18 protein-coding genes are annotated in these 19,834 nt (G+C 69.4%); 8 read left to right on the plus strand and 10 right to left on the minus strand.

Features of this window, described 5'->3' with window-relative positions; all coding sequences use genetic code 11:
• Nucleotides 1-1,674, minus strand: a 1,674-nt coding sequence (locus tag QZT59_RS06655; RefSeq protein ID WP_290813195.1) for a cation-translocating P-type ATPase, incomplete at its 3' end; no start/stop codon positions are given.
• 353 nt (nt 1,675-2,027) lie between these two features.
• On the opposite strand from QZT59_RS06655, the gene QZT59_RS06660 reads away from it, so the two are divergent.
• From QZT59_RS06660 to QZT59_RS06670, 3 genes are all read left to right on the plus strand, one after another.
• On the plus strand, nt 2,028-2,765 hold the full coding sequence (locus tag QZT59_RS06660; protein ID WP_290813198.1) for a helix-turn-helix domain-containing protein: 738 nt from the start codon (nt 2,028-2,030) through the stop codon (nt 2,763-2,765).
• Nucleotides 2,766-3,043: 278 nt separating this feature from the next.
• Nucleotides 3,044-5,929 (plus strand): PAS domain S-box protein, encoded by a 2,886-nt coding sequence (locus tag QZT59_RS06665; protein WP_290813200.1) that lies wholly within the window; start codon nt 3,044-3,046, stop codon nt 5,927-5,929.
• Nucleotides 5,922-6,398, plus strand: a complete 477-nt coding sequence (locus QZT59_RS06670; protein ID WP_290813203.1) for a response regulator — start codon at nt 5,922-5,924, stop codon at nt 6,396-6,398. Before QZT59_RS06665 ends, QZT59_RS06670 begins: the two co-directional genes overlap by 8 nt.
• Nucleotides 6,399-6,584: 186 nt before the next feature.
• On the opposite strand, the gene QZT59_RS06675 is transcribed toward QZT59_RS06670, so the two are convergent.
• From QZT59_RS06675 to QZT59_RS06685, 3 genes are read right to left on the minus strand one after another with little or no spacing between them, the layout of a single operon-like run.
• Nucleotides 6,585-7,175 (minus strand): GNAT family N-acetyltransferase, encoded by a 591-nt coding sequence (locus QZT59_RS06675; RefSeq protein WP_290813205.1) that lies wholly within the window; start codon nt 7,173-7,175, stop codon nt 6,585-6,587.
• Nucleotides 7,176-7,180: 5 nt separating this feature from the next.
• The gene (locus tag QZT59_RS06680) at nt 7,181-7,633 is read right to left on the minus strand and encodes a rhodanese-like domain-containing protein (protein WP_290813208.1); all 453 of its coding nucleotides are present in this window, start codon (nt 7,631-7,633) and stop codon (nt 7,181-7,183) included.
• Complete coding sequence (locus QZT59_RS06685) at nt 7,626-9,068, minus strand: FAD-binding oxidoreductase (RefSeq protein ID WP_290813211.1); 1,443 nt, start codon at nt 9,066-9,068, stop codon at nt 7,626-7,628. The genes QZT59_RS06680 and QZT59_RS06685 overlap by 8 nt, the downstream gene beginning before the upstream one ends.
• Nucleotides 9,069-9,394: 326 nt before the next feature.
• Here QZT59_RS06685 and QZT59_RS06690 point away from each other — a divergent pair, with 326 nt between their 5' ends.
• Complete coding sequence (locus QZT59_RS06690; protein ID WP_290813237.1) at nt 9,395-10,198, plus strand: winged helix-turn-helix domain-containing protein; 804 nt, start codon at nt 9,395-9,397, stop codon at nt 10,196-10,198.
• A 126-nt stretch (nt 10,199-10,324) separates the two neighbouring features.
• Nucleotides 10,325-11,065: a nitroreductase family protein gene (locus QZT59_RS06695; protein WP_290813214.1), complete on the plus strand. Its 741-nt coding sequence runs from the start codon at nt 10,325-10,327 to the stop codon at nt 11,063-11,065.
• Between the two features lie 432 nt (nt 11,066-11,497).
• Here QZT59_RS06695 and QZT59_RS06700 read toward each other — a convergent pair whose 3' ends face one another.
• Nucleotides 11,498-12,328 (minus strand): winged helix-turn-helix domain-containing protein, encoded by an 831-nt coding sequence (locus QZT59_RS06700; RefSeq protein ID WP_290813217.1) that lies wholly within the window; start codon nt 12,326-12,328, stop codon nt 11,498-11,500.
• A gap of 157 nt (nt 12,329-12,485) precedes the next feature.
• Nucleotides 12,486-13,682: a TIGR04053 family radical SAM/SPASM domain-containing protein gene (locus QZT59_RS06705; protein WP_290813220.1), complete on the minus strand. Its 1,197-nt coding sequence runs from the start codon at nt 13,680-13,682 to the stop codon at nt 12,486-12,488.
• Between the two features lie 117 nt (nt 13,683-13,799).
• Here QZT59_RS06705 and QZT59_RS06710 point away from each other — a divergent pair, with 117 nt between their 5' ends.
• Together QZT59_RS06710 and QZT59_RS06715 are read left to right on the plus strand one after the other, a co-directional pair.
• On the plus strand, nt 13,800-14,144 hold the full coding sequence (locus tag QZT59_RS06710) for an Htur_1727 family rSAM-partnered candidate RiPP (RefSeq protein ID WP_290813223.1): 345 nt from the start codon (nt 13,800-13,802) through the stop codon (nt 14,142-14,144).
• A complete protein-coding gene (locus tag QZT59_RS06715) occupies nt 14,141-15,352 on the plus strand; it encodes a TIGR04347 family pseudo-SAM/SPASM protein (protein WP_290813225.1) in 1,212 nt (403 codons plus the stop codon). Before QZT59_RS06710 ends, QZT59_RS06715 begins: the two co-directional genes overlap by 4 nt.
• A gap of 91 nt (nt 15,353-15,443) precedes the next feature.
• Here QZT59_RS06715 and QZT59_RS06720 read toward each other — a convergent pair whose 3' ends face one another.
• From QZT59_RS06720 to QZT59_RS06730, 3 genes are all read right to left on the minus strand, one after another.
• Complete coding sequence (locus QZT59_RS06720) at nt 15,444-15,668, minus strand: hypothetical protein (RefSeq protein ID WP_290813228.1); 225 nt, start codon at nt 15,666-15,668, stop codon at nt 15,444-15,446.
• A 251-nt stretch (nt 15,669-15,919) separates the two neighbouring features.
• Nucleotides 15,920-16,201, minus strand: coding sequence for a CGCGG family rSAM-modified RiPP protein (locus QZT59_RS06725; protein ID WP_290813239.1), 282 nt, complete (start codon nt 16,199-16,201; stop codon nt 15,920-15,922).
• Nucleotides 16,202-16,443: 242 nt separating this feature from the next.
• On the minus strand, nt 16,444-16,851 hold the full coding sequence (locus QZT59_RS06730; RefSeq protein ID WP_290813231.1) for a MoaD/ThiS family protein: 408 nt from the start codon (nt 16,849-16,851) through the stop codon (nt 16,444-16,446).
• A gap of 88 nt (nt 16,852-16,939) precedes the next feature.
• On the opposite strand from QZT59_RS06730, the gene QZT59_RS06735 reads away from it, so the two are divergent.
• Nucleotides 16,940-18,322, plus strand: coding sequence for a hypothetical protein (locus QZT59_RS06735; RefSeq protein ID WP_290813234.1), 1,383 nt, complete (start codon nt 16,940-16,942; stop codon nt 18,320-18,322).
• Between the two features lie 195 nt (nt 18,323-18,517).
• On the opposite strand, the gene QZT59_RS06740 is transcribed toward QZT59_RS06735, so the two are convergent.
• A partial coding sequence (locus QZT59_RS06740; protein WP_394348641.1) for an ATP-binding protein occupies nt 18,518-19,834 on the minus strand: 1,317 nt, incomplete at its 5' end.

A 19,834-nucleotide genomic window follows, 5' to 3' on the forward strand; every position in this document is an offset into this window, starting at 1 on the left:
CGCCTCCGCCGTCGCGCCGAGCACCGCACCGCCCGCGTCCGCCGCGTCCGCCGCGAACGACGTGATGGCCGCGGCCACGGGGTGCTCGGACCGTCGCTCGACGGCCGCGGCGGCGGCCACGGCCTCTCCGGGTCCGCGGACCGATCGCACCGCCATCTCGCCGGCGGTCAGCGTGCCGGTCTTGTCGAAGACGACCGTCTCGACGTCGGGCGCCGACTCGAACACCGCGGAGTTCGTGACCACGACGCCCCGCTCGAGGCCGTCGCGCAGCCCCGAGGCGATCGCGAGCGGCGTCGCGAGCCCCATGGCACAGGGACAGGAGACGATCAGCACCGTCAGCCCGGTCAGCATCGCCTCCGAGGGCGCCGCGCCGGCCGCCAGCCGGTAGCCGGTGACGAGCGCCGCGACGGCGATGACGAGCGGGACGAAGATCGTCGCGAGCTTGTCCGCGAAGCGCTGCATCCCCGGCGAGGCGCTCTGGACCTCCCAGAGCAGCGCCGCGATGCGGTCGAGGGTGCTCTCGGCCGCCTCGCCGACGGCGATCACGAGCGCGCCGTCGGTCGCCACGGCGCCGCCGACGACCTCGTCGCCCGGCGCCTTCGTCACCGGCAGCGACTCGCCGGTGAGCACCGACTCGTCGACGTCGGCGGTCCCCTGGAGGACCGTCCCGTCGACGGGAACGCGTTCGCCGGGCTTGACGAGCACCTCGTCGCCGGGCTCGAGCTCCTCGACCGAGACGCGCTCCGTTTCCCCGTCGCCGCCGGGAAGCCGCCGGGTCGCCTCCCGACTCCGGGCGGCGGTCACCGCGGAGAGCAGATCCGTCGCGCTCCGACGGCGCCGGCGCTCGTAGTAGCGCCCGAGGCTCACCACCATGATCACCGCCAGCGTCACGTCGTAATAGAGGTACTCGCCGCCGGTCGCGAGCGAGAGCGTGCTGTAGGCGTACGCCGAGAGCGCGGCGGTCGCGACGAGCAGGTCCATGTTCGGCCGGCGGACCCGCAGGCTGACGTAGGCGCCCCTGAGGACGGGGTACCCGGTGTAGCAGAGGACGATCGTCGTGAACGCCGCGATGGTCAGCCGCGGGAAGTAGTAGCTGAGCGACGTGGTCGCGTCGACGTCGAGGATGCCGGTCTCGATGCCGACGTAGCTGGGGTAGAAGTAGAACAGGTACCAGGGCTTGATCAGGAACGTGAGGAAGCCGCCGACCAGCAGCCGCTCGGCGAGGTCGTGGTCGGGCCGTCGGCCCTCGTCGTCGCCGTCGCGAGCGCGGACCCGGTAGCCGTACCCCGAGAGGCGATCCGGCAGCTCCCCGGGGTCGACGAGGTCCGGATCGTAGACCACCCGCGCCGTCTCGGTCGCGTAACTGGCCTCCACGGCGAGGACGCCCTCGGCCCGCTCGCCCAGCAGGGAGACGAACCCCTCGCAGGTCGCACAGTGCATCCCCTCGACGGACAGGTAGGCGGTCTCGGCGCCCTCGGGCACCGCCCGCTCGGTCGGAGCCTCCCCGTCCGACTCGGCGGCCCGTCGCCGAACCGCCTCCCGGTCGACCCCCTCGAGATCGTCCAGCGCGCGGTGGACCTCGAGACAACCCCGGCAGCAGAACGACCCGTCGACGCCGTCGCCCGTGATCGGCGGGTCCGGCGTCGAGAGGTCACAGAGCGAGCAGGTCGACATCTCGTTCGACCGTTGGACCGGCCGCCCGGTAGGGGTGGCCCCGAACCGGTTCGGGGCGGTTGCGAGCGGGCGGTCTCCGAGCGCTCGCAGGCGGATGGTGGAGACGGCCGCTCGTCGGCGGCCCGCCGCTCGGTGGCAACGAGCCGCTCGTCGACGGCAGGTCGCTCGCCAACGGCAACGGGCCGCTCGGCGACGGCAAGGCACTCGGCGACGGCAGGCCGCCCGGCGACGACCCACCGCTCGGCGACGACCCACCGCTCGGTGGCAGCTGGCCGCACGACGGCGTGACCCGCATTTCCAGCGGATGGGAATCGGCGTCTCCCGTTATACGTGGGGAATGTGTAGCCGTTGCTATGACGGGATACCACGCAACCATCGTCGTCCGCGACCCGGGCGCCTGTCCGGTCGCCATCGCGGCGGATCGAACCGGGTCCAGCGTCGAGTCGATCTCGCGGTCGTCGACGCGCGACTCCGCGACCGTCGTCGAGGAGTTCACCGTCCGCGATCCGGACGACGAGCTCGCCGGCGCCGGGATCGACCCGACGGCCGACGGGGAGGACCTCGGACTGGCGACCGACGGTGCCGGCGACGTCGCCGTCGAAGCGGGAACGGACGCCGGGCTCGGCGTCGAGCTGACGACCGTCGCGGAGACCGACACCGACCGCGTCTACCGGTTCGAACGCGACTGGTCCGACAGCTGCGTCTGCGAGGTCGTCGAGGAGCGGGGCAACCCCGTCTCCTCCCTGCGCGCCGAGGACGGCGCGCTGCACCTCTCGATCAACGCGTCGGACCTCGACGGGCTGTCCGACACCGTCACCGCCCTGCAAGACCGGTTCGACGCGGTCAGCCTCCGAGAGCTCACCCGCAGCGAGCGCGGCGGCGAGAGCGACCTCGTGCTCGTCGACCGCGCCCGCCTCACCGACCGCCAGCAGGAGGTCCTCGAGACCGCCCACCGGATGGGCTACTTCGACTATCCCAAGGGCGCGAACGCGGGCGAGGTGGCCGCGGAACTCGACATCAGCGGCTCGACGTTCGCCGAGCACCTCGCGGCCGCCCAGTCGAAGCTCATGGCGGCGATCATCGAGGACTGATCGAGACGCCGACTCCGAGAACGTTCGCCATCCCCGATAACGGACGCCGATTCCGAGAACGCCCACCATCCCGTCGCCGGAGGGTTCGGCGTCACGTCGACTCGTCACCGTAGTCTCGCCGGCACCGGTCGGCGGTCCGCAACCGCTCGATCCGCGACTCGGTTCGCGGGTTCGTCGGCGAGCGCCCCTCGAGCGGTTGCGGACGCGCGTCGTCACGGGCGCGACGATTCGACGACCGAGAGGGAGGATTTAACTCGAACAATCACAATTGAACCCCAATGAGCGACGGGGGAGACGCAGCGTTGTCGGGCGACGACGGGGTGGCCGACGGCCGGTACCGAGCGCTCGCCGACGCGGTCGACGCCGGCGTCTGCCGGATCGACGCGGACGGTCGGTTCGTCGCGGTCGACGACGCGGCGGTCGAGACGACGGGCTACGATCGCGCGGAGCTCCTCGGCGAGCCCGTCTCGCTGGTTCTCTCGGACGAGGACGCGGCCCGCCTCGAGCGAGCGGTCCGCGACCGGCGGGAGGCGGAGGCTACCGGCAACGCCCGGCGGGATGCGGGGGCGGAACGTGACCCTCGGCGGGGGACGAAATTGGCCGGCGACGACGCGATCGACCTCACCGCCCGGACCGCGAACGGCGAGGCCGTTCCCCTCGAATTCCGGTTCGGGATCGTCGACGGCGGCGGCGAGTTCGACGGGATCGTCGCCACGCTGCGGGAGGCCGGCGAAGGCGACCGCCGACCGGAGGGGGACGCGCCGATCGGCGAGCTGGACGGATCGATCGCGACCGTCCTCGACGAGGCGGACGTCGGGATTTTCCTGCTGGACGAGGCGTTCGAGGTCGCGTGGATCGACGAAACCGCCGAGCGGTTCTTCGGCGTCGATCGCGCGGACGTCGTCGGCCGGGACAAGCGACGGGTGATCGAGGAGACGATACGCGACCGGCTCGCCGATCCCGACGAGTTCGCCGAGACCGTCCTCGCGACCTACGAGGACAACAGCTACGTCGAGCGCTTCGAGTGTCGCGTGACCGCCGACGAGGACCGCGCGGAACGCTGGCTCGAGCACCGGAGCAAGCCGATCGAGTCCGGACGGTACGCCGGCGGCCGGGTCGAGCTCTACTACGACGTGTCCGACCGCAAACGATCGGAACGCGAGCGCCTGGAGGGCGAGCAGCGATACCGCTCGCTCGTGGAAGCGGTCGAGGAGTACGCCATCTTCATGCTCGACCCCGACGGCTGCGTCGTCACCTGGAACGAGGGCGCAGCGCGGATCAAGGGCTACGAGCGCGAGGAGATCGTGGGCGAGCACTTCTCGACGTTCTACACCGACGCCGACGCCGACGACGGCGTGCCGGAACGGAACCTCGAGGAAGCCACCGCCGGGGGATCGGTCGAGGACGAGGGGTGGCGGATTCGATCCGACGGGTCGCGGTTCTGGGCGAACGTGACGATCACGGCCGTCCGCGACGACGACGACGGGAGCCTCCAGGGGTACGCGAAGGTGACCCGGGACATGACCGATCGTCGCGAGCGCGAGCAGTTGCTCCGGCGCGAGCGGCTGCTCGAGCGCTACCAGGCGTACACCGACGACATCCTCGACGCCATCGACGACGTCTTCTACGTGGTGACCGCGAACGGGTCCCTCAAACGGTGGAACGAGAGCGTCTGCGAGGTGTCGGGCTACTCGGAGGTGGAGGTCGCGGGGATGGACGCGCTGGATTTCTTCCCCGAGGACGAGCAGGGGACGATCGCCGACGCGATCGCGAGGGGGTTCGAGACCGGGGACGTGCGGGTGGAAGCGCAGCTCCGTACGAAAGACGGCGAGCGAATCCCGTACGAGTTCGTCGCGTCGGCGCTCGAGGACCCCGAAGGGAATCCGGTGCTCGCGGGAATCGGTCGCGACGTCAGCCAGCGCGATCGGCGGGAAGCGGAGCTCGAACGCCGCGCCCGCGAACAGCGGACGATCGCCGAGCTCGGTCAGTTCGCCCTCGAAACGAACGACCTCGACGAACTCATGGACGAGGCGAGCCGGCAAGTGGCGGCGGTGCTCGACAACGCGTACTGCAAGGTGCTCGATCTGGATCCGGACGATCGAGAGCTCCTGTTGCGCCAGGGCGTCGGCTGGGACGACGGGATCGTCGGAATCGCCACCGTCGACGCGGACGCGGACTCTCAGGCGGGGCACACGTTGCGTTCCGAGGAACCCGTCGTCGTCGACGATCTCGAATCGGAGACGCGCTTCAGCGGCCCCGACCTGCTCACGAGTCACGACGTCGTGAGCGGCGTCAGCACGATCGTCGGCTCCGTCGACGAGCCGTGGGGGATCCTCGGCACGCACGACACCGAGCGCCGAACGTTCACCGAGGAGGACGTCAACTTCGTCCAGGGCGTCGCCAACATCCTCGCGGACGCGATCGAGCGACGGGCCTACCGGGAGGAACTCGAGCGGACGATCCAGCGGCTCGAGGCGTCGAACGAGCGCCTGGAGCAGTTCGCCTACGCGGCCTCCCACGATCTCCAGGAGCCCCTGCGGATGGTCTCGAGCTACCTGCGACTGATCGAGCGTCGAGCCGGCGACGAGCTCTCGGCGGAGACGCGGGAGTTCTTCGAGTACGCCGTGAACGGCGCCGAGCGCATGCGCGCGATGATCGACGGCTTGCTCGAGTACTCTCGCGTCGAGAGCGGGAGGGATCCGCTGGAGCCAGTCGAGCTGGACGACGTCCTCGACGACGTGCGCGCCGATCTCCGGCTCCGGATCGACGAGAGCGGCGCCGAGATCGCCGCCGAACCGCTGCCCAGGATCGTGGGCGACGCCGGCCAGTTACACCAGGTGTTCCAGAACCTGCTGGACAACGCGATCGAGTACAGCGGTGACGAGCCGCCCCGCATCTCCGTCGCGGCCGAACGGGCGGGAGACGAGTGGGTTATCTCGGTCAGCGACGAGGGGATCGGCATCGATCCGGACGACCAGGTGCGGATCTTCGACGTGTTCCAGCGCCTGCACGCGCGCGGCGAACACGACGGGACGGGGATCGGGCTCGCCCTCTGCGAGCGGATCGTCGAGCGCCACGGCGGCGAGATCCGGGTCGACTCCGAACCGGGGGAGGGGACGACGTTCTCGTTCACCCTTCCGGCCGCGGGTGGGCGCGATGGGTGATCCGCGAGGGGGCGGCCCGACCGACCCCCGAGGAACCGACGCGGCCGACGTGCTCCTCGTCGAGGACAACCCCGGCGACGTCAGGCTCGTTCGCGAGGCGTTCGAAGACGGCGTCGCCTCCCACCGGTTGCACGTCGTCGAGGACGGCCGCGGCGCGCTCGATTTCTGCGCGCGACGCGGCGAGCACGCCGACGCGCCGCGGCCGGATCTGGTCCTCCTCGACCAGGGTCTTCCCGGGCGGAGCGGGGAGGAGGTCCTCGCGGCGTTGCACGCCGATCCCGACCTTCGATCCCTCCCCGTCGTCGTTCTCACCGGATCGCGGGCGGACGCCGACGCCGTTCGATCCTACCGGCTCGCGGCGAACGCGGTCGTCACGAAGCCGGTCGATCCCGACGAGTACATGGAGACGATTCGGACGATCGAGGAGTTCTGGCTCTCGATGGCGCGGTTGCCGGCGTTCGACGAGTAACGACCGCCTCGGTTCGAAAGTCCCGTCTCTGGCGTTCCTGCACCCGGGGCATCTCGAGCGCGTACCCCCGCGCATCGGTGAAGTGCGACTTTCGTCCTGACGGGTGTCGTGAACCGTGGAACGGAGATCGAGCGAGAGCGGAATCGATCAGTACGATCGACGGTCCTCGCACGGGTGAAGTGCGTATCACTCGGTTGTCTCGACGTACGCGTCCCGTGAAATCGTGAATCTGTGCACGTCGACGACGGTATCGGCCACGGGCAGCCAGTTGCCCAGCAGGCCCTCGTACCGGCCGCCGTACCGGTCGACGTACTTCTCGATCGCCCGTCGAGACTTCTCGTTCCCGTCGATGTGGGCGGCCACGACGAGTTCGAGATCGAGTCGGTCGAACGCGACGGCGAGCATCGCGTCGGCTCGTTCACCGGAGTATCCCCGACCCCAGAATCGCTCGTCGAGGAGGATGCCGAGGTTCGCAGATCGCTTTTCCCAGTCCGGGTACAGTCCCGTCGTACCGGCGATGACGCCCGCCCCGTCTTCTCCCTCGGTCGGTCGGATCACGTACTTCGCGCCCTCGGCGTCGTCCCACAATTTCTCGGCTTCGTCGACGTAGTCGTCGGTCTCTTTCACCGTCGCGTGCGGCGGCGAGTCCCAGTACTCGAACAGCTCCGCCGCGTCGTCTCCATCGGCGTAGAGTTCGTGAAGCTCGAAGACGTCGACGGTGTCGCGGGAGATTCGGTCGAATCTGAGTCGTTCCGTCTCGATGCGTTCGGGGAACATCCGTCTCACCGACTATTTGAGATCACTTGACGCTGTCCACCAGCGTCCGTCCACGCGGTGATCCCACCATCGAGGTACCGGACGCGGTCGTAACCCAGTTCCTGCGCCCGCCTGGCAGCGAGGGCCGAACGCGCACCACTCGCACAGTAGAAGACGATCTCGGCTGCGTCATCGAGTTCGCTCACGTAGCGTGAATTGTTGGGATCCAGATGGGCCTCGAGCCGTCCCCTGGACGCGTGGGTGGCTCCGGAGATCACCCCTTCCAACAGCTCGACGGCGTCGCGGACGTCGACGAAGAGAACCCCGGGTTCGCCGGCCACGTCGATCGCTTCCGCCGGTGAATACCTCCTGACGGTGGCTTCGGCCGCGCGAACCAACTCGTCGTATCCCGGGTAGACGCCGTGACCGTACCGGGCCCGCTGTGGCCCGGATGGTCCGCGGTGGCCGGGCTCACGCATCGCCAGCCCCTCCGTCAGTCCGTGCCGCTTCGGACGGCGCGACGCCGTGGTTGCGGCTGAACAGGTTCGTCGGGTCGTATTCGTCCTTCAACTCGACCAACCGCTCGACCGTCTCGTCGCGCCCGGACGACTCCCGGGGTTCGACGTCGTCCGCCTCGGCCGCTCCGGGGAAGTTTCGATACTCGTCGCCCGGAGAGTGGGCCCGCAGGTCCCGCTTGAAGGAACGCGCCCAGTCGAGCACCGCGTCGTCCGCCGCGGGATCGTCCCACTTCCCGTCGATGGCGAGGAGATACGGGTGCTCTCGGCCGCTGAACGCCGTGGCGTGCTCCGGGACGTCGGCGATCGCCCCGCCGAGGTTCCACACGTAGTAGAGCACTCGGGGGTCCGGCCGCGTCTCCGCCCGGTCGAGGATGTCGGCGATGACCTCGTCGTCCAGCGAATCGAGGTAGACCGACCCCTGGTAGTACCGGTGCTCGCCTGCCGGGAAGAACGGGTCGAACCCCTGCTGGAGCTTGAGGTATCGGGTCCGGCCGCTGAAGTCGAACAGCGGCGAGCCGAACTCCCGAAGCGGCCGGAGGAGTTCCTCACCCTCCTCGGGGTCGCCGGCGTGGACGGCGGTGATGATGGCGACCGGCTGGTCGTGATACTCCGCCGGGAAGTGTGGGTCCTCGGGCACCCCCCAGACGATCGCCTCCCCGCTGACCGTTCGCGGCGCGGACTCGACGAAGTCGCGCCAGGTCTCGAAGGCGGCCGTCGCGTCCTCGATCGGGTGCCACGTCTCCACCGTGGCCACCTCGGTTCCGATCGAACGGGCCTCGAACTCGAAGGCGGTCACGATGCCGTAGGCGCCGCCGCCCCCGCGGACCGCCCAGAAGAGGTCCGCGTGCTCGTCCTCGCTGGCGGTCAGGACGCGGCCGTCGGCCGCGACCAGATCGACCGAGACGAGGTTGTCGCAGGTCAGCCCGTACGCTCGTCGGAGGTGGCCGTACCCGCCGCCGAGGGTCAGCCCCGCGACTCCCGTGTGCGAGACGACCCCGCCCGGCACCGCGAGTCCGAACGCCTGCGTCGCGTGATCGACGTCCCGCCAGGTGGCCCCCGCGCCGACGCGTACCCGCCGGGTGTCGGGATCGACGTCGACCCAGTTCATCGGCGAGAGGTCGATGACGATCCCGTCCTCGCACGTTCCGAGGCCCGCGGCGTTGTGTCCGCCGCCCCGGACGGCGACGAGCAGGTCCCGCTCGCGGGCGAACTCGACCGCGCCCATGACGTCGGCGACGTCCCGGCAGCGGGCGATCACCGCGGGACGTTCGTCGATCATGCCGTTCCAGACGCCGCGAGCCTCGTCGTAGTCGGGGTCTCCCGGTCGGACCAGGTCACCGAGAAAGTCCGATTCGAACTCGTCGAACTGGTCTCCGGTAGCTGCGTCAGCTTCCATGGGACGCGGTCCGACCGCGAAACAGGTATAAATTCCCACTGAAACGGTTTCGCCGCGCAAAATCGTTCACGACGTGAAAATCGATCGACGGGGCCACGCTGATTCGGCCGATTCGTGGAGTTCGACGTCTCGTTTGCGGGTCATCGAGAGATGGATGGCACGACGGGCCCGGTAGCCAGCTCGTAGAAGATGGAGAACGTGTGTGCCGGGATGCAATTTACGGATTCGATCTGGAGTTCGGTACCCACGAAAGATGGATCCCCACGGCGGATGGATCAATCGGCACCTCGGTGAACGATTATGGGGTGGCAAAATGTACCAAGATCATGGATTCGACACTCGACGATATCGAGTTTCTCGTCAGTTCAGACCACCGCGTCGGGGTTCTCGAGACACTCGATGAAGGTCCATGCGACCGGGACCAGCTGCGCGCCGTGACGGGCGCCTCTTCGCCCACAATGGGTCGAGTGCTTAACGATTTCGGGGATCGAAACTGGATCGAACGGGATGGACATACGTATCGGCTGACCGGTCTGGGCGAGTTCGTCGCCGACCGACTGGCGGAGTTCGTGGACGCGATGACGGTCGAGCGACGCCTCCGTGAGGTTTCACCGTGGCTGCCGTACGAACTCGAGGGATTCTCCGTCGACTTTCTCTCCGACGCCGTGATCTCGTATCCCGGGCCAGGATATCCATTCAAACCGCTAGAACGGCACGTTCATCTGCTGGAGGAGGCCGAAACCATCCGAGGTTTCGGGATGGTTCTCCTCAAGGCGAACGTGGTCGAGTCGTTTTTCGACAGCGTGTTCGACGGGTTGCACGTTGAGATGATCTACCCCCCCGAGGTGTTCGAGGCGATGCTCGCGTGGAACCCGGACGACGTCGCCCAGTCCGTGCGGTTGGACCACCATTCGGTCTACCTGCACGACGACCTCCCGAACAGCGACTGGTGTGGCATCTGTCTCTCCGACGAACACCTCAGCATCTGCTGTTACGAGCCGGAAACGGGTAGCCTACGGTCGGTCGTAGACACCGACGACCCGGACGCCTACTCGTGGGGAGAATCGATCGTGGAGGAATATCGAGCGGAAGCGCAACCACTCGAAGACGTGGACGAACTCCTCTCGTAGGGGAACGATACCCGTCACCAAATGGCACGCCGAAAACACGAGATTCGCTTCGCTTTCACGTCGCGAAATGCTTTCACGCGGCAGTTATCTGCTCCCTCACGGCGAATCCTCGGCCGTGAGTGATCCATGTCAAGACATCACAGTCACACTGGCGACGAACCGGTCAGGATCGAGGATCTCGACCGTCGAAGTATCGACCACGTGCTGACGACGACGCGGGCCGTTCGGCGCCGCCTCGACCTCGAGCGGCCGGTCCCGCTGGACGTGATCGACGAGTGTCTCGACATCGCGCTCCAGGCCCCAACCGGATACAACCTGCAAAACTGGCGGTGGCTGGTGATCACCGACCCCGAGACGCGAGAGGTGCTCGGCGAGGTCTATCGTCGGCTGCTCGCCCCCTTCGTCGAGAAGATGGAATCGGAACTCCCCGAGGACGACGAGCAGTCCCAAAAGGTCGCCGCGTCGTCGCAATATCTGGCCGAACACCTCCACGAAGTGCCGGTCCACGTCATCCCGTGCACCACCCTCCAGATCGAAGACGAATACGAATTGTGGGCGAGCATGGAGTACGAGACGGACCTATGGAACATGGCGGCGTCGTCGGTCTACGGGGAGGTGTGGCCCGCCGCCTGGAGCTTCATGCTCGCGCTCCGAAGTCGCGGTCTGGGATCGTCGCTGACCATGATTCACCTCGGTGCCGAACCGGAAGTGAGAGACCTCCTCGACATCCCCGAGGACGTCTCGCAAGCGGGGTTGATCCCTGTCGCGTACTTCGAAGGTGAGGACTTCAGGCGTGGGACCCGGCGTCAGCTCGAGGAGGTCGCGTTCTACGACCGGTGGGGACGATCCCGGGAGAGAGACGGGTAGTCGCCAATCCACCGTCACCACTCGAGGCGGAGCGACGGCCACGGTGTCCGAGGAACTTGATGAACCACCACGTTCCGATACTGAACCGCACTCGAGATGTTCGAGAATACCCAAACCTCGGGGGCGTGACGGACTCGAACCGGCCCAATCAGCTATGGAACGAGCGTTCGAATACTCGACAACTGGGTGGAGAACTCGACGCGAGTACCTCACACTACGGGTTCATCGTTGCTCTCACCCTGTACGAGCCATTTCGGGTGGATTGACCCGTAGTACAATGCCTGGTCCCCGGACGGCGTTTCACTAACCGGGGTTATCGCCGCGCGGTGACGACGGATACCTCGTGGGGGAACACGACCCCCACGTCGTCCACGTAGTCCCGGATTCCGTCCTCGACGGCCCGGACGGAGTCGTCCCGCCGGCGTCGAGGAGTCAATCTAACGACGGCAGCGAACCGCGTTCGTACGCGTCTCCGAGATGCTGGGCCTCATTGCGGAACCGTTCGTAGTACGACTCCGCCCACGTTCGCACGTCGGGACTGGTCGTCTCGACGAGCGCCTGTAATCCACCCTTCTCGTGATCGTAACAGCAGATGGTCACCCGATCGTCGAAGAGACAGATTTCGTACCGGTCGTCGGTCGGAAGGTCCTCGTGCAGCAAGACGGTGTAGCTGTCGCTGTCGGCAGCCTCCACGATCGTTTCAGTGTCTCCCCACGACAGGAGTTCCTCGAACACTTCCGGCGGATAGATGTACTCACACCGGAACTCGTCTTGCTGGTCGAGGAACCGATCGAACGAGGTTTCCAGCGTCCGTAACCCCAACATCGCCACGCCGAATCCACGCCACCTCGCAGTCTCCCCGATTAACTCGAGTCGCCGTTCGGTCGGTCGGTCGGGATAGCCGGGGCCCGGGTACGTGACGTCTACGTCCGAAAATAGCTCCACGCTGAACCCGTCGAATTCGTGTGGTAACCAGCGCCAGACGTCTCGGAGTTGCCGCTCGATCGTCATCGCGTCCACGAACTCCGCCAGTCGATCGGCGACGAACTCGCCCAGACCGGTCAGCCGGTACGTCCGGCCCTCCCGCTCGAGCCAGTTGCGCTCCTCGAAGTCCGTGAGTATCCGGCTCATGGTCGGCGACGAAGCACCCGTCGCGGATCGCAACTCGTCGCGGTCGCGCGGCCCCGAGGCCAGCGCGTCGAGTGTGCCAACGCGGTGGTCCGATGCGACGAGAAATTCGATGTCGTCGGGTGTCGAATCCATGCCCCCGGTACGCGGTGGCACGCATTAATCGTTCAGGGGGTCCGCGACGCTCGAGACCCTCTCGGGCAGAACGCTCCGCTCGCACGAAGTGCTCCGACAACGAACGCAACGCGTTCCCCGCGACGCCGGCGAGGAGATCGCGCGAGGCCGAACCGACTCAGTCGTCCGCCGTCGCCGCTCCTCGATCCCCCTCCTCGTCCCACGGCATCGGCCCGTCGTAGCCCTCGGGGACGTACGGACAGAGCGGGTCGCTCTCGAGGGGGTCGCCGGTCGTGGCGTACGCCCGCGACCGGCTGCCGCCACAGAGCGCGCGGAACTCGCAGGCGCCGCACTTGCCCCGGAGGCGATCGCGATCGCGCAGGGACCGGAACAGGTCGCTCTCGCGGTAGACCTCTGTGACCGGTTTCTCCCGGACGTTGCCCGCGGACTCCGGCAGGAAGCCCGACGGGTAGACCTCGCCCGTGTGGCTGACGAAGCAGAAGCCGTCGCCGGCGACGATGCCGCCGCGGCGACGGACGCCGGGCGGCGGGCCGCCGTCGGAGGAGTCGTCGCCCGGCGGACCGCCTCCGGACGAGCCGTTCGGCCGCTGTCCTCCGGCCTCGCCCTCCCCGTCCGCCCCCGATTTCGCGGCCTCGCGCTGGGCGACCACCCGCCGGTACATCGGCGCCTCGGTCGTCTTCAGCCCGAACGTCGACTCGCGACGCACGTCGTGGAGCCACGCCATCACCGATTCAGCCCGCTCCGGCGAGATGGGATCGAGCACCCGTCCGCGGCCGATCGGAACGAGAAAGAAGACGCTCCACATGACGACGCCGAGCGCTTCGAGCAGCTCGCGGATCGCCGGGAGCTCGTCGACGGTCTGGGCGCAGACCGTGGTGTTCACCTGGATCGGGATGCCGGCGGCCCTCGCGTCCTCGGCCGCCCGGATCGTCTCCTCGAAGCTGCCCGAGACGCCGCGGAAGGCGTCGTGCGTTTCGGCCGAGGCGCCGTCGAGGCTCACCGCCATCCGGCGGATCCCCGCGTCGGCCAGCCCCCGGATGCGCTCGTCGGTGAGCGACCGGGTTCCGCTGGGCGTGATCGTCATCCGGAGGCCCCGCTCGGTGCCGTGGGCGACCAGCTCCTCGACGTCGTCGCGGACCAGCGGGTCGCCGCCGGAGAGGACGACGAGCTGGCCGTCGCCGAAGGCGGCCGCGTCGTCGAGCAGCGCCTTCCCCTCCGCCGTGGTGAGTTCCGCCGGGTGGCGCCGCTCGATCGCGTCGGCGCGACAGTGCTCGCAGGCGAGGTGGCAGGCCTGGGTGAGCTCCCAGATCAGGACGAGCGGTCGGTCCGCCGTGTCGAAGCTGGCGCCGAACATGGATGCTCGACCGTAGCGGCCGCGGAGTCCTATAGCTCCTCGCCGTTCCCAGGGCCCGGGAACGGGCTCGAAGGTATTCGGCTCAAGCGCGACGACGGTCGAGCAGGTAGCAAACCCATGGTCGAACAGGAACGACGGTCGCGAGTCGAGAGCGGGGATCGCGGGACGCCGCTGCCCCAGTGGGAGGTCTTCGTCCGCGAGGCCGAGACCGACCCGCTTCGCCACGTCGGCAGCGTCACCGCGGGCGACGCGGCGTCGGCCCACGAGCACGCCACCCGACTGTTCGGCTGGTACGCGGTCGACGTCTGGTGCTGTCCGGCGAGCGAGGTGGCGCGCTTTTCCTCCCGGCCGCTCGACGGTGACCAGCGCGCCGACGGAAGCGACGAGCGCACGGCCGCCGAGAACGAGGAACCCCGCGTCTACGAGGAGACCGAGGGAACGCCGCGGGTGAACGACGCGTGATCTCGATCAGCAAGCTGTTGTGCGATCTCGACGCGGAGGGCGACGGGCTCAGGTACGACGCGGCGGGCGAGTCGAAAAAGCCCCAGATCACGGAGCGCAAGCAGCGCCGACCGGTCGTCGTCTGGAACGCCACGCGCCAGTGCAACCTCTACTGTGCGCACTGCTACGCGGGCGCAGACCTCGACCCCTCGGCCGGCGAGTTCTCGACCGCGGCGGGGAAGCGGTTCCTCGACCAGCTCGCCGACTACGACGTCCCGGTCGTCCTCTTCTCGGGCGGCGAGCCGCTGGTGCGCGACGACCTGGCGGAACTGGTCGCCTACGCCGCCGACGTCGGGCTCCGGCCCGTCCTCTCGACGAACGGGACGCTGATCACCCGCGAGCGCGCGATCGCCCTCCGGGACGCCGGCCTCCGGTACGCCGGCATTTCCGTCGACGGCCTCCCGGCGCGCAACGACGACTTCCGCGGCCAGGAGGGCGCCTTCGACGCCGCCGTCCGCGGCATCGAACACTGCCTCGACGTCGGGCTGAAGACCGGCCTCCGGTACACGATCACGGCGGCGAACGAGCCGGACCTCGAGGACGTCGTGGACCTGCTCGTCGACGTCGGTCTCGACCGCTTTTGCTTCTACCACCTCGACTACGGCGGCCGCGGGGCCGACATCGTCGACCTCGACCTCTCGCCCGCGGAGAAGCGAGCCGCCGTCTCCCGCCTGTGCGACCTCACGCTCGAGTACCACGACCGCGGCGAGGAGATCGAGACCCTACTGGTGGGCAACTACGCCGACGCCGCGTTCCTCGTCGAGTACGCCCGCGAGCGCTTCGGCGAGGCCCGCGCCCGCCGGGTCTACGAGTACCTGGAGCGCAACGGCGGCGACCCCACCGGCGAGCGGATCGCCGACGTCGACTACGAGGGGAACGTCCACGCGACGCAGTTCTGGCAGGGCTACAGCCTGGGGAACGTCAAGGACCGCCCCTTCGGCGAAATCTGGGACGACGAGTCCAATCCCATCCTCGCGGCCCTTCGAAACCGCGAGGAGCACCTGACGGGCAAGTGCGCCGACTGTCGGTACCGGTCGATCTGCCGGGGCGGCTCGCGGCTGCGAGCGCTCGCGGTCGAAGACGACCTCTTCGCCCCCGATCCGCAGTGTTACCTCCGCGAGGAGGAGCTCGCGGCGGACGGCCCCGTCGCGGGCGGCGCGGCGGACTGAGCGACGTCGACGCGTCGCGCGGGCGGACCCGGATCGACCCCGGCCGTCCTCACCCCGCGTTCACGTCGGCTCGGCCGTCCTCACCCCGCGTTCAGGTCGGCTCGGCGCGGTGGGAGTTCCCGCCGAAGACCACCGCGTAGAACGCGTACATCACGGCGAAAAATCCGACGACGAACAGGCACACCGCGAGGATCCACTTGGCCAACGGCGACAACCCGAGCGACACCGCGACCGTCGACGCACCCTCGGCGAGGAGGGCCCCCGCGAGCAGTCCCGCCAGTACCGCTCCCACGCTCGTTCCCCAGTATTTCGACATGTCCGTTCGGATCACGAGACATCTCAAAAATCCATCGGATGGTTCGCGGTGACGGAGCGCCGGGCCGTCCGCGCCGGCGGCGGGCGCCGCGGCGGTGCCGGAAACCCGATGCCGGCCCGCGCTTCGAACGAGGCGTTTACGGAGTTCAAGGGCGCTTTGACCGGGCGGCGGGGCGGACCGGCGAGCCCCTCGGACGGTGGGATCGCCGGCACCCGCAATTTCCCGGACCGCCAGCACCCTTGGCCACCCGATCAGCCCACGTGAACGCGCGTCACGTGGCCCCCGCAGCCGCACCGGTCGACGTACGTCCACTCGATCGATTCGCCGGCGCGAGTCGCGTGCTCCTCGAGGGCGGGCCAGAGGTACTCGCGCGGGTGGCCGTGCGCGCCGTGGGTGACGAGGTTGACGTGGTAGCCGGGCGCGGTGGCCTCGACGGCGTCGATCGCCTCGTCGACGAGCAGCTCGCGATCGTCGGCGTGGCGGGGCTCCTCGAGGTTCGCCGACCAGGAGTTCTCGTGGACCCGGCGCGTCACCGGCTCCCGGCCGTCGGCGGGTCGGTCGCCCTCGGTCTTCCGGCCGTCGGCGGGTCGGTCGCCCGCACTCCCGCGTCCATCCTCGAAGCGGTCGCCCTCGGTCGGTCGTCCGTCGGCGACGCGGTCGCTCGCGGTCCCCCGCGCGTCGGCGGTGTGCTCGCTCATGGACGACGCTCGCGTCCGAACCCGCCTCCCGCTATCGCCGAATCGATTCGGACCGCGAGCGGCTCGTTCGGGCTTCGCTACACGCAGAACACGAACGGCTTCATGAGCGCGACGCGGTCGCCGTCCGCGAGTTCGGCGTCGAACCCGCCGAGGTGCTCGTTGAACCGACCGTTGACGCAGATCCGGGCGTAGGGACGCGTCTGCTCCCCCTCGGGGTTCTTCCGCCAGGTTCCCGGGAGCTCGTCGGGAGCCGGCGCCCAGCCGCGAGCGGTCGCTTCGGCCTCGGTCTCGGCGAGCAGCAGGTCCGCGACGTCGTACTCGGCGAGGAACGCGTCGAGGAAGTCGGCGAGCGTCGACCCCTCGAAGGCGTACTCGAGTTCGTGGGTGCCGATGGCGTCGCGAACGTGGCCGGTGGCGCGCACCTCGACCGTGGTCTCGGCTGGCGACTCCGTACTCGGACGACCTCCCGTATCGCGCGTCGACATGATCGAATCCACGCCCCGGAGCGCCGAACGTTTCCGGCCGAACCCGTTCGGAGCCAACGCCACGACCGTCGCGACCGGCCCTTCGGATATGAACCGGATACCGGGCGGCCTCGACACCGACCGGGGACCGCCGATGACGGTCCCGTTTCAGCACTTTCTCGTCGGGATGGGGTTTCTCGTCGTCGGCGTGGTCGGCGGAACGGTCGCGTCGGTCGCGACGCTCCCGGGCCTCGACGGGGCCGCCCACGTCCACGTCACGCTCGTCGGCTGGATCTGCCTGACGATCATGGGGGCGATGACACAGTTCGTCCCCGTCTGGTCCGGCGTCTCGCTGCACTCCCGCCGGCTGGCGGTCGCCCAGCTCTGGCTCGTCGCCGGCGGCCTCCTCGGCTTCGTCGCCGCGCTGGGCGCGCTCGCGCTCTGGGCGCTCCCGATCGTCGCGGCGCTGATGCTCGCCGGCTTCTGGCTCTTCGTCTACAACGTCGGGCGCACGCTGTGGGGAGCGCGCCCGCTCGACTACACGGAGCGACACTTCGCGCTGGCGCTCGTCTCGTTCGCGCTCCTCGCCCCGCTCGGGTTCTCGCTCGCCGTCGACTTCGCGTCGCCGGTCTACGGCGACCTGCCGGTCGCCCGCGGGGAGGTCCTCGCCGTCCACGCGACGCTGGCGGTCTTCGGCGGGATCACCGCGACGATCGTCGGCGCGATCGCCCAGCTCGCCGCGATGTTCACGCAGGCCGAGCGCGACGCGCTCCAGGACCGTCTGGAGACCCTCGAGTGGGCGACCTTCCCGACCGGGCTCGCCCTGCTCGTCGTCGGTCGCGGACTCGGCCTCGAACTCCTGGCCGCCGTCGGCGCGCTCGGCGTGCTCGTCGGCCTCCTGGCGGCCGCCCTGGCGCTCGTCCGCCGGCTCGCGACCGCGACGGTCGACGCGAGCCCGATGACCGACCGGTACTGGCTCGTCGCCGCCGCGCTGCTCGCCTGGATCGCCCTCGCCGCGCCCGCGTGGCTGGCCGACCCCCTCGACCGGGCGACGCTGCTCGGCCACCCGGACGGCACCACGCTGCTCGTCGTCGGCGTCTTCGGCTTCGTCGTCGTCGGAACCCTCTACCACATCGTCCCGTTCATCGTCTGGATGGAGCGCTACAGCGACCGCGTCGGCCTCGAACCGGTGCCGATGATCGACGACCTCTACGACCGCCGGATCGAGCGGGCGGACCTCGCGGCCACGGGACTGGGCGTGACCGGGCTGGCCATCGGCGAGCTCGCGGGACTCTCGCCCGCGATCGTCGCCGGGGCGGGCGCCCTCGCCACCGTCGGCTTCTGTCTGTTCGTCGCGAACATGGTGGCGACGGTCCACCGACACGGCCCGGGGGGACTCGGCGGGGTTCTCGCGGGCCGGACCGCCGACGACGCCCGAACTGGACGCCGGGGTGGGTCCTCGGGTAGCGGCGGCCGACTCCTCGAGGACTGATCCGGCGCCGACGAGCGACTCCTCGAGGACTGATCCGACGCCGACGAGCGACTCCTCGAGGACTGGTCCGGCGCTCGCGGACCGCCCCGACGGGCGATCACCACCTTCCTGATGCCGTCGGAAGCCGTCTCGATCAGACGGCTCACGTCACCGCAAGGGCGGGTAGCCGACGACGCGGCAGCATCCGCTCGCGAGTTACCGACCGCCGCCGCCGGTCCACCCGGGCGAGCGGCTTCCGCGTCCGTCCTCGCCGGTCAACAGCGCTCGAGCCGGGTCCGCGGACTCGTACGGTCCGTCGAACCGCCCGTCCTCGAGGTACCAGTAGTCCGCGTCGACCCGCGGCTCGATCCGATCGAGCATGGCCGGGTGGCAGGTGAGCACGAACACCTGACACCCGTCGGCGAGCTCGGCCACCGCCTCGAGCGTTCGCTCGGCGTGGCCCGGATCGAAGTTCGTCAGCGAGTCGTCGAGCAACACCGGTAGCGCCACGTCGTGGCGCCGGATGCGCGCGAGCCGCACCGCGAGGAAGAGCTGTTCGGCCGTCGCCCGCGAGAGCTCGCCCGTCCGCTGGATCGAGCCGTCCCCCAGCCGCGCGAGGAAGTCGAGCTCCTCGCGATCGTCGTCCACTTCGATCCCGGCGTACGTTCCGCCGGTGATCCGCTCGAGGATCTGCCCGGCCTCGTCGAGCAGCGGCCCCGTCGTGCGTTCGACGAACCGGTCGTGGAGCTCGTCCAGGAGGCGTTCGGCGATCCGCGCCGTCGCGTACCGCTCGGCAAGCGGTTCGAGGCGCTTCCGACCGGCCTCGATCTGCGCATGGGCCTCGCGGACGTCCGCGTCGGAGGCGAGCTCGGCGAGCTCCCGATCCAGCTCGACCCGTCGCTCGACCAGCCCCTCGCGCTGACCCTCGAGCTCCTCGCGCTCGGCCGCGACGGCCGCGAGGCGGTCGTCGACGGCGGCCGGATCCCCGAGTTCGTCGAGGATCCGCTCGTAGGCCTCGAGGAGCCACTCGTCGTCGTCGCGGTCGGTCGCTTCCTCGCCGTCTGTCACCCGACCGGCCGCGACCGTCTCGTCGATCGCGCCACCTCCGGCGCTCCCCGCAGCCTCGCTTCCCACGCCACCCTCGGCGCTCCCCGCAGCCTCGCTTCCCACGCCACCCTCGGCGCTCCCCGCAGCCTCGCTTCCTCCGCCACCTCCGGCGCTCCGGGGCACCCCGCCGCTCTCGCCAGCCTCACCCTCACGCGTCGACCGATAGGGCTCGAACGCCGCCGAGACGGACGGCGTCGACAGTCGCTCCAGCAGTCGCCGCCGCAGTTCGTCGCGTTCGCGCGCCGCGTCCCGGTGCTCGCGAAGCTCCGCACCGCGCTCGACGAACGCGGCCGCGGCGGCCGCGACGCGCGCCGACTCCCCGACGGCGAGATCCGGCGCCGCCGACCACGCCGAGAGCGCCGCGACCAGCTCCCCCTCGATCCGTTCGAGCGTCCGCTCCGCGTCGGCGACCGCCTCGGCCGCATC

Origin of the sequence: Halovivax sp. (assembly GCA_007119345.1) — an archaeon.
GTDB lineage: Archaea > Halobacteriota > Halobacteria > Halobacteriales > Natrialbaceae > Halovivax.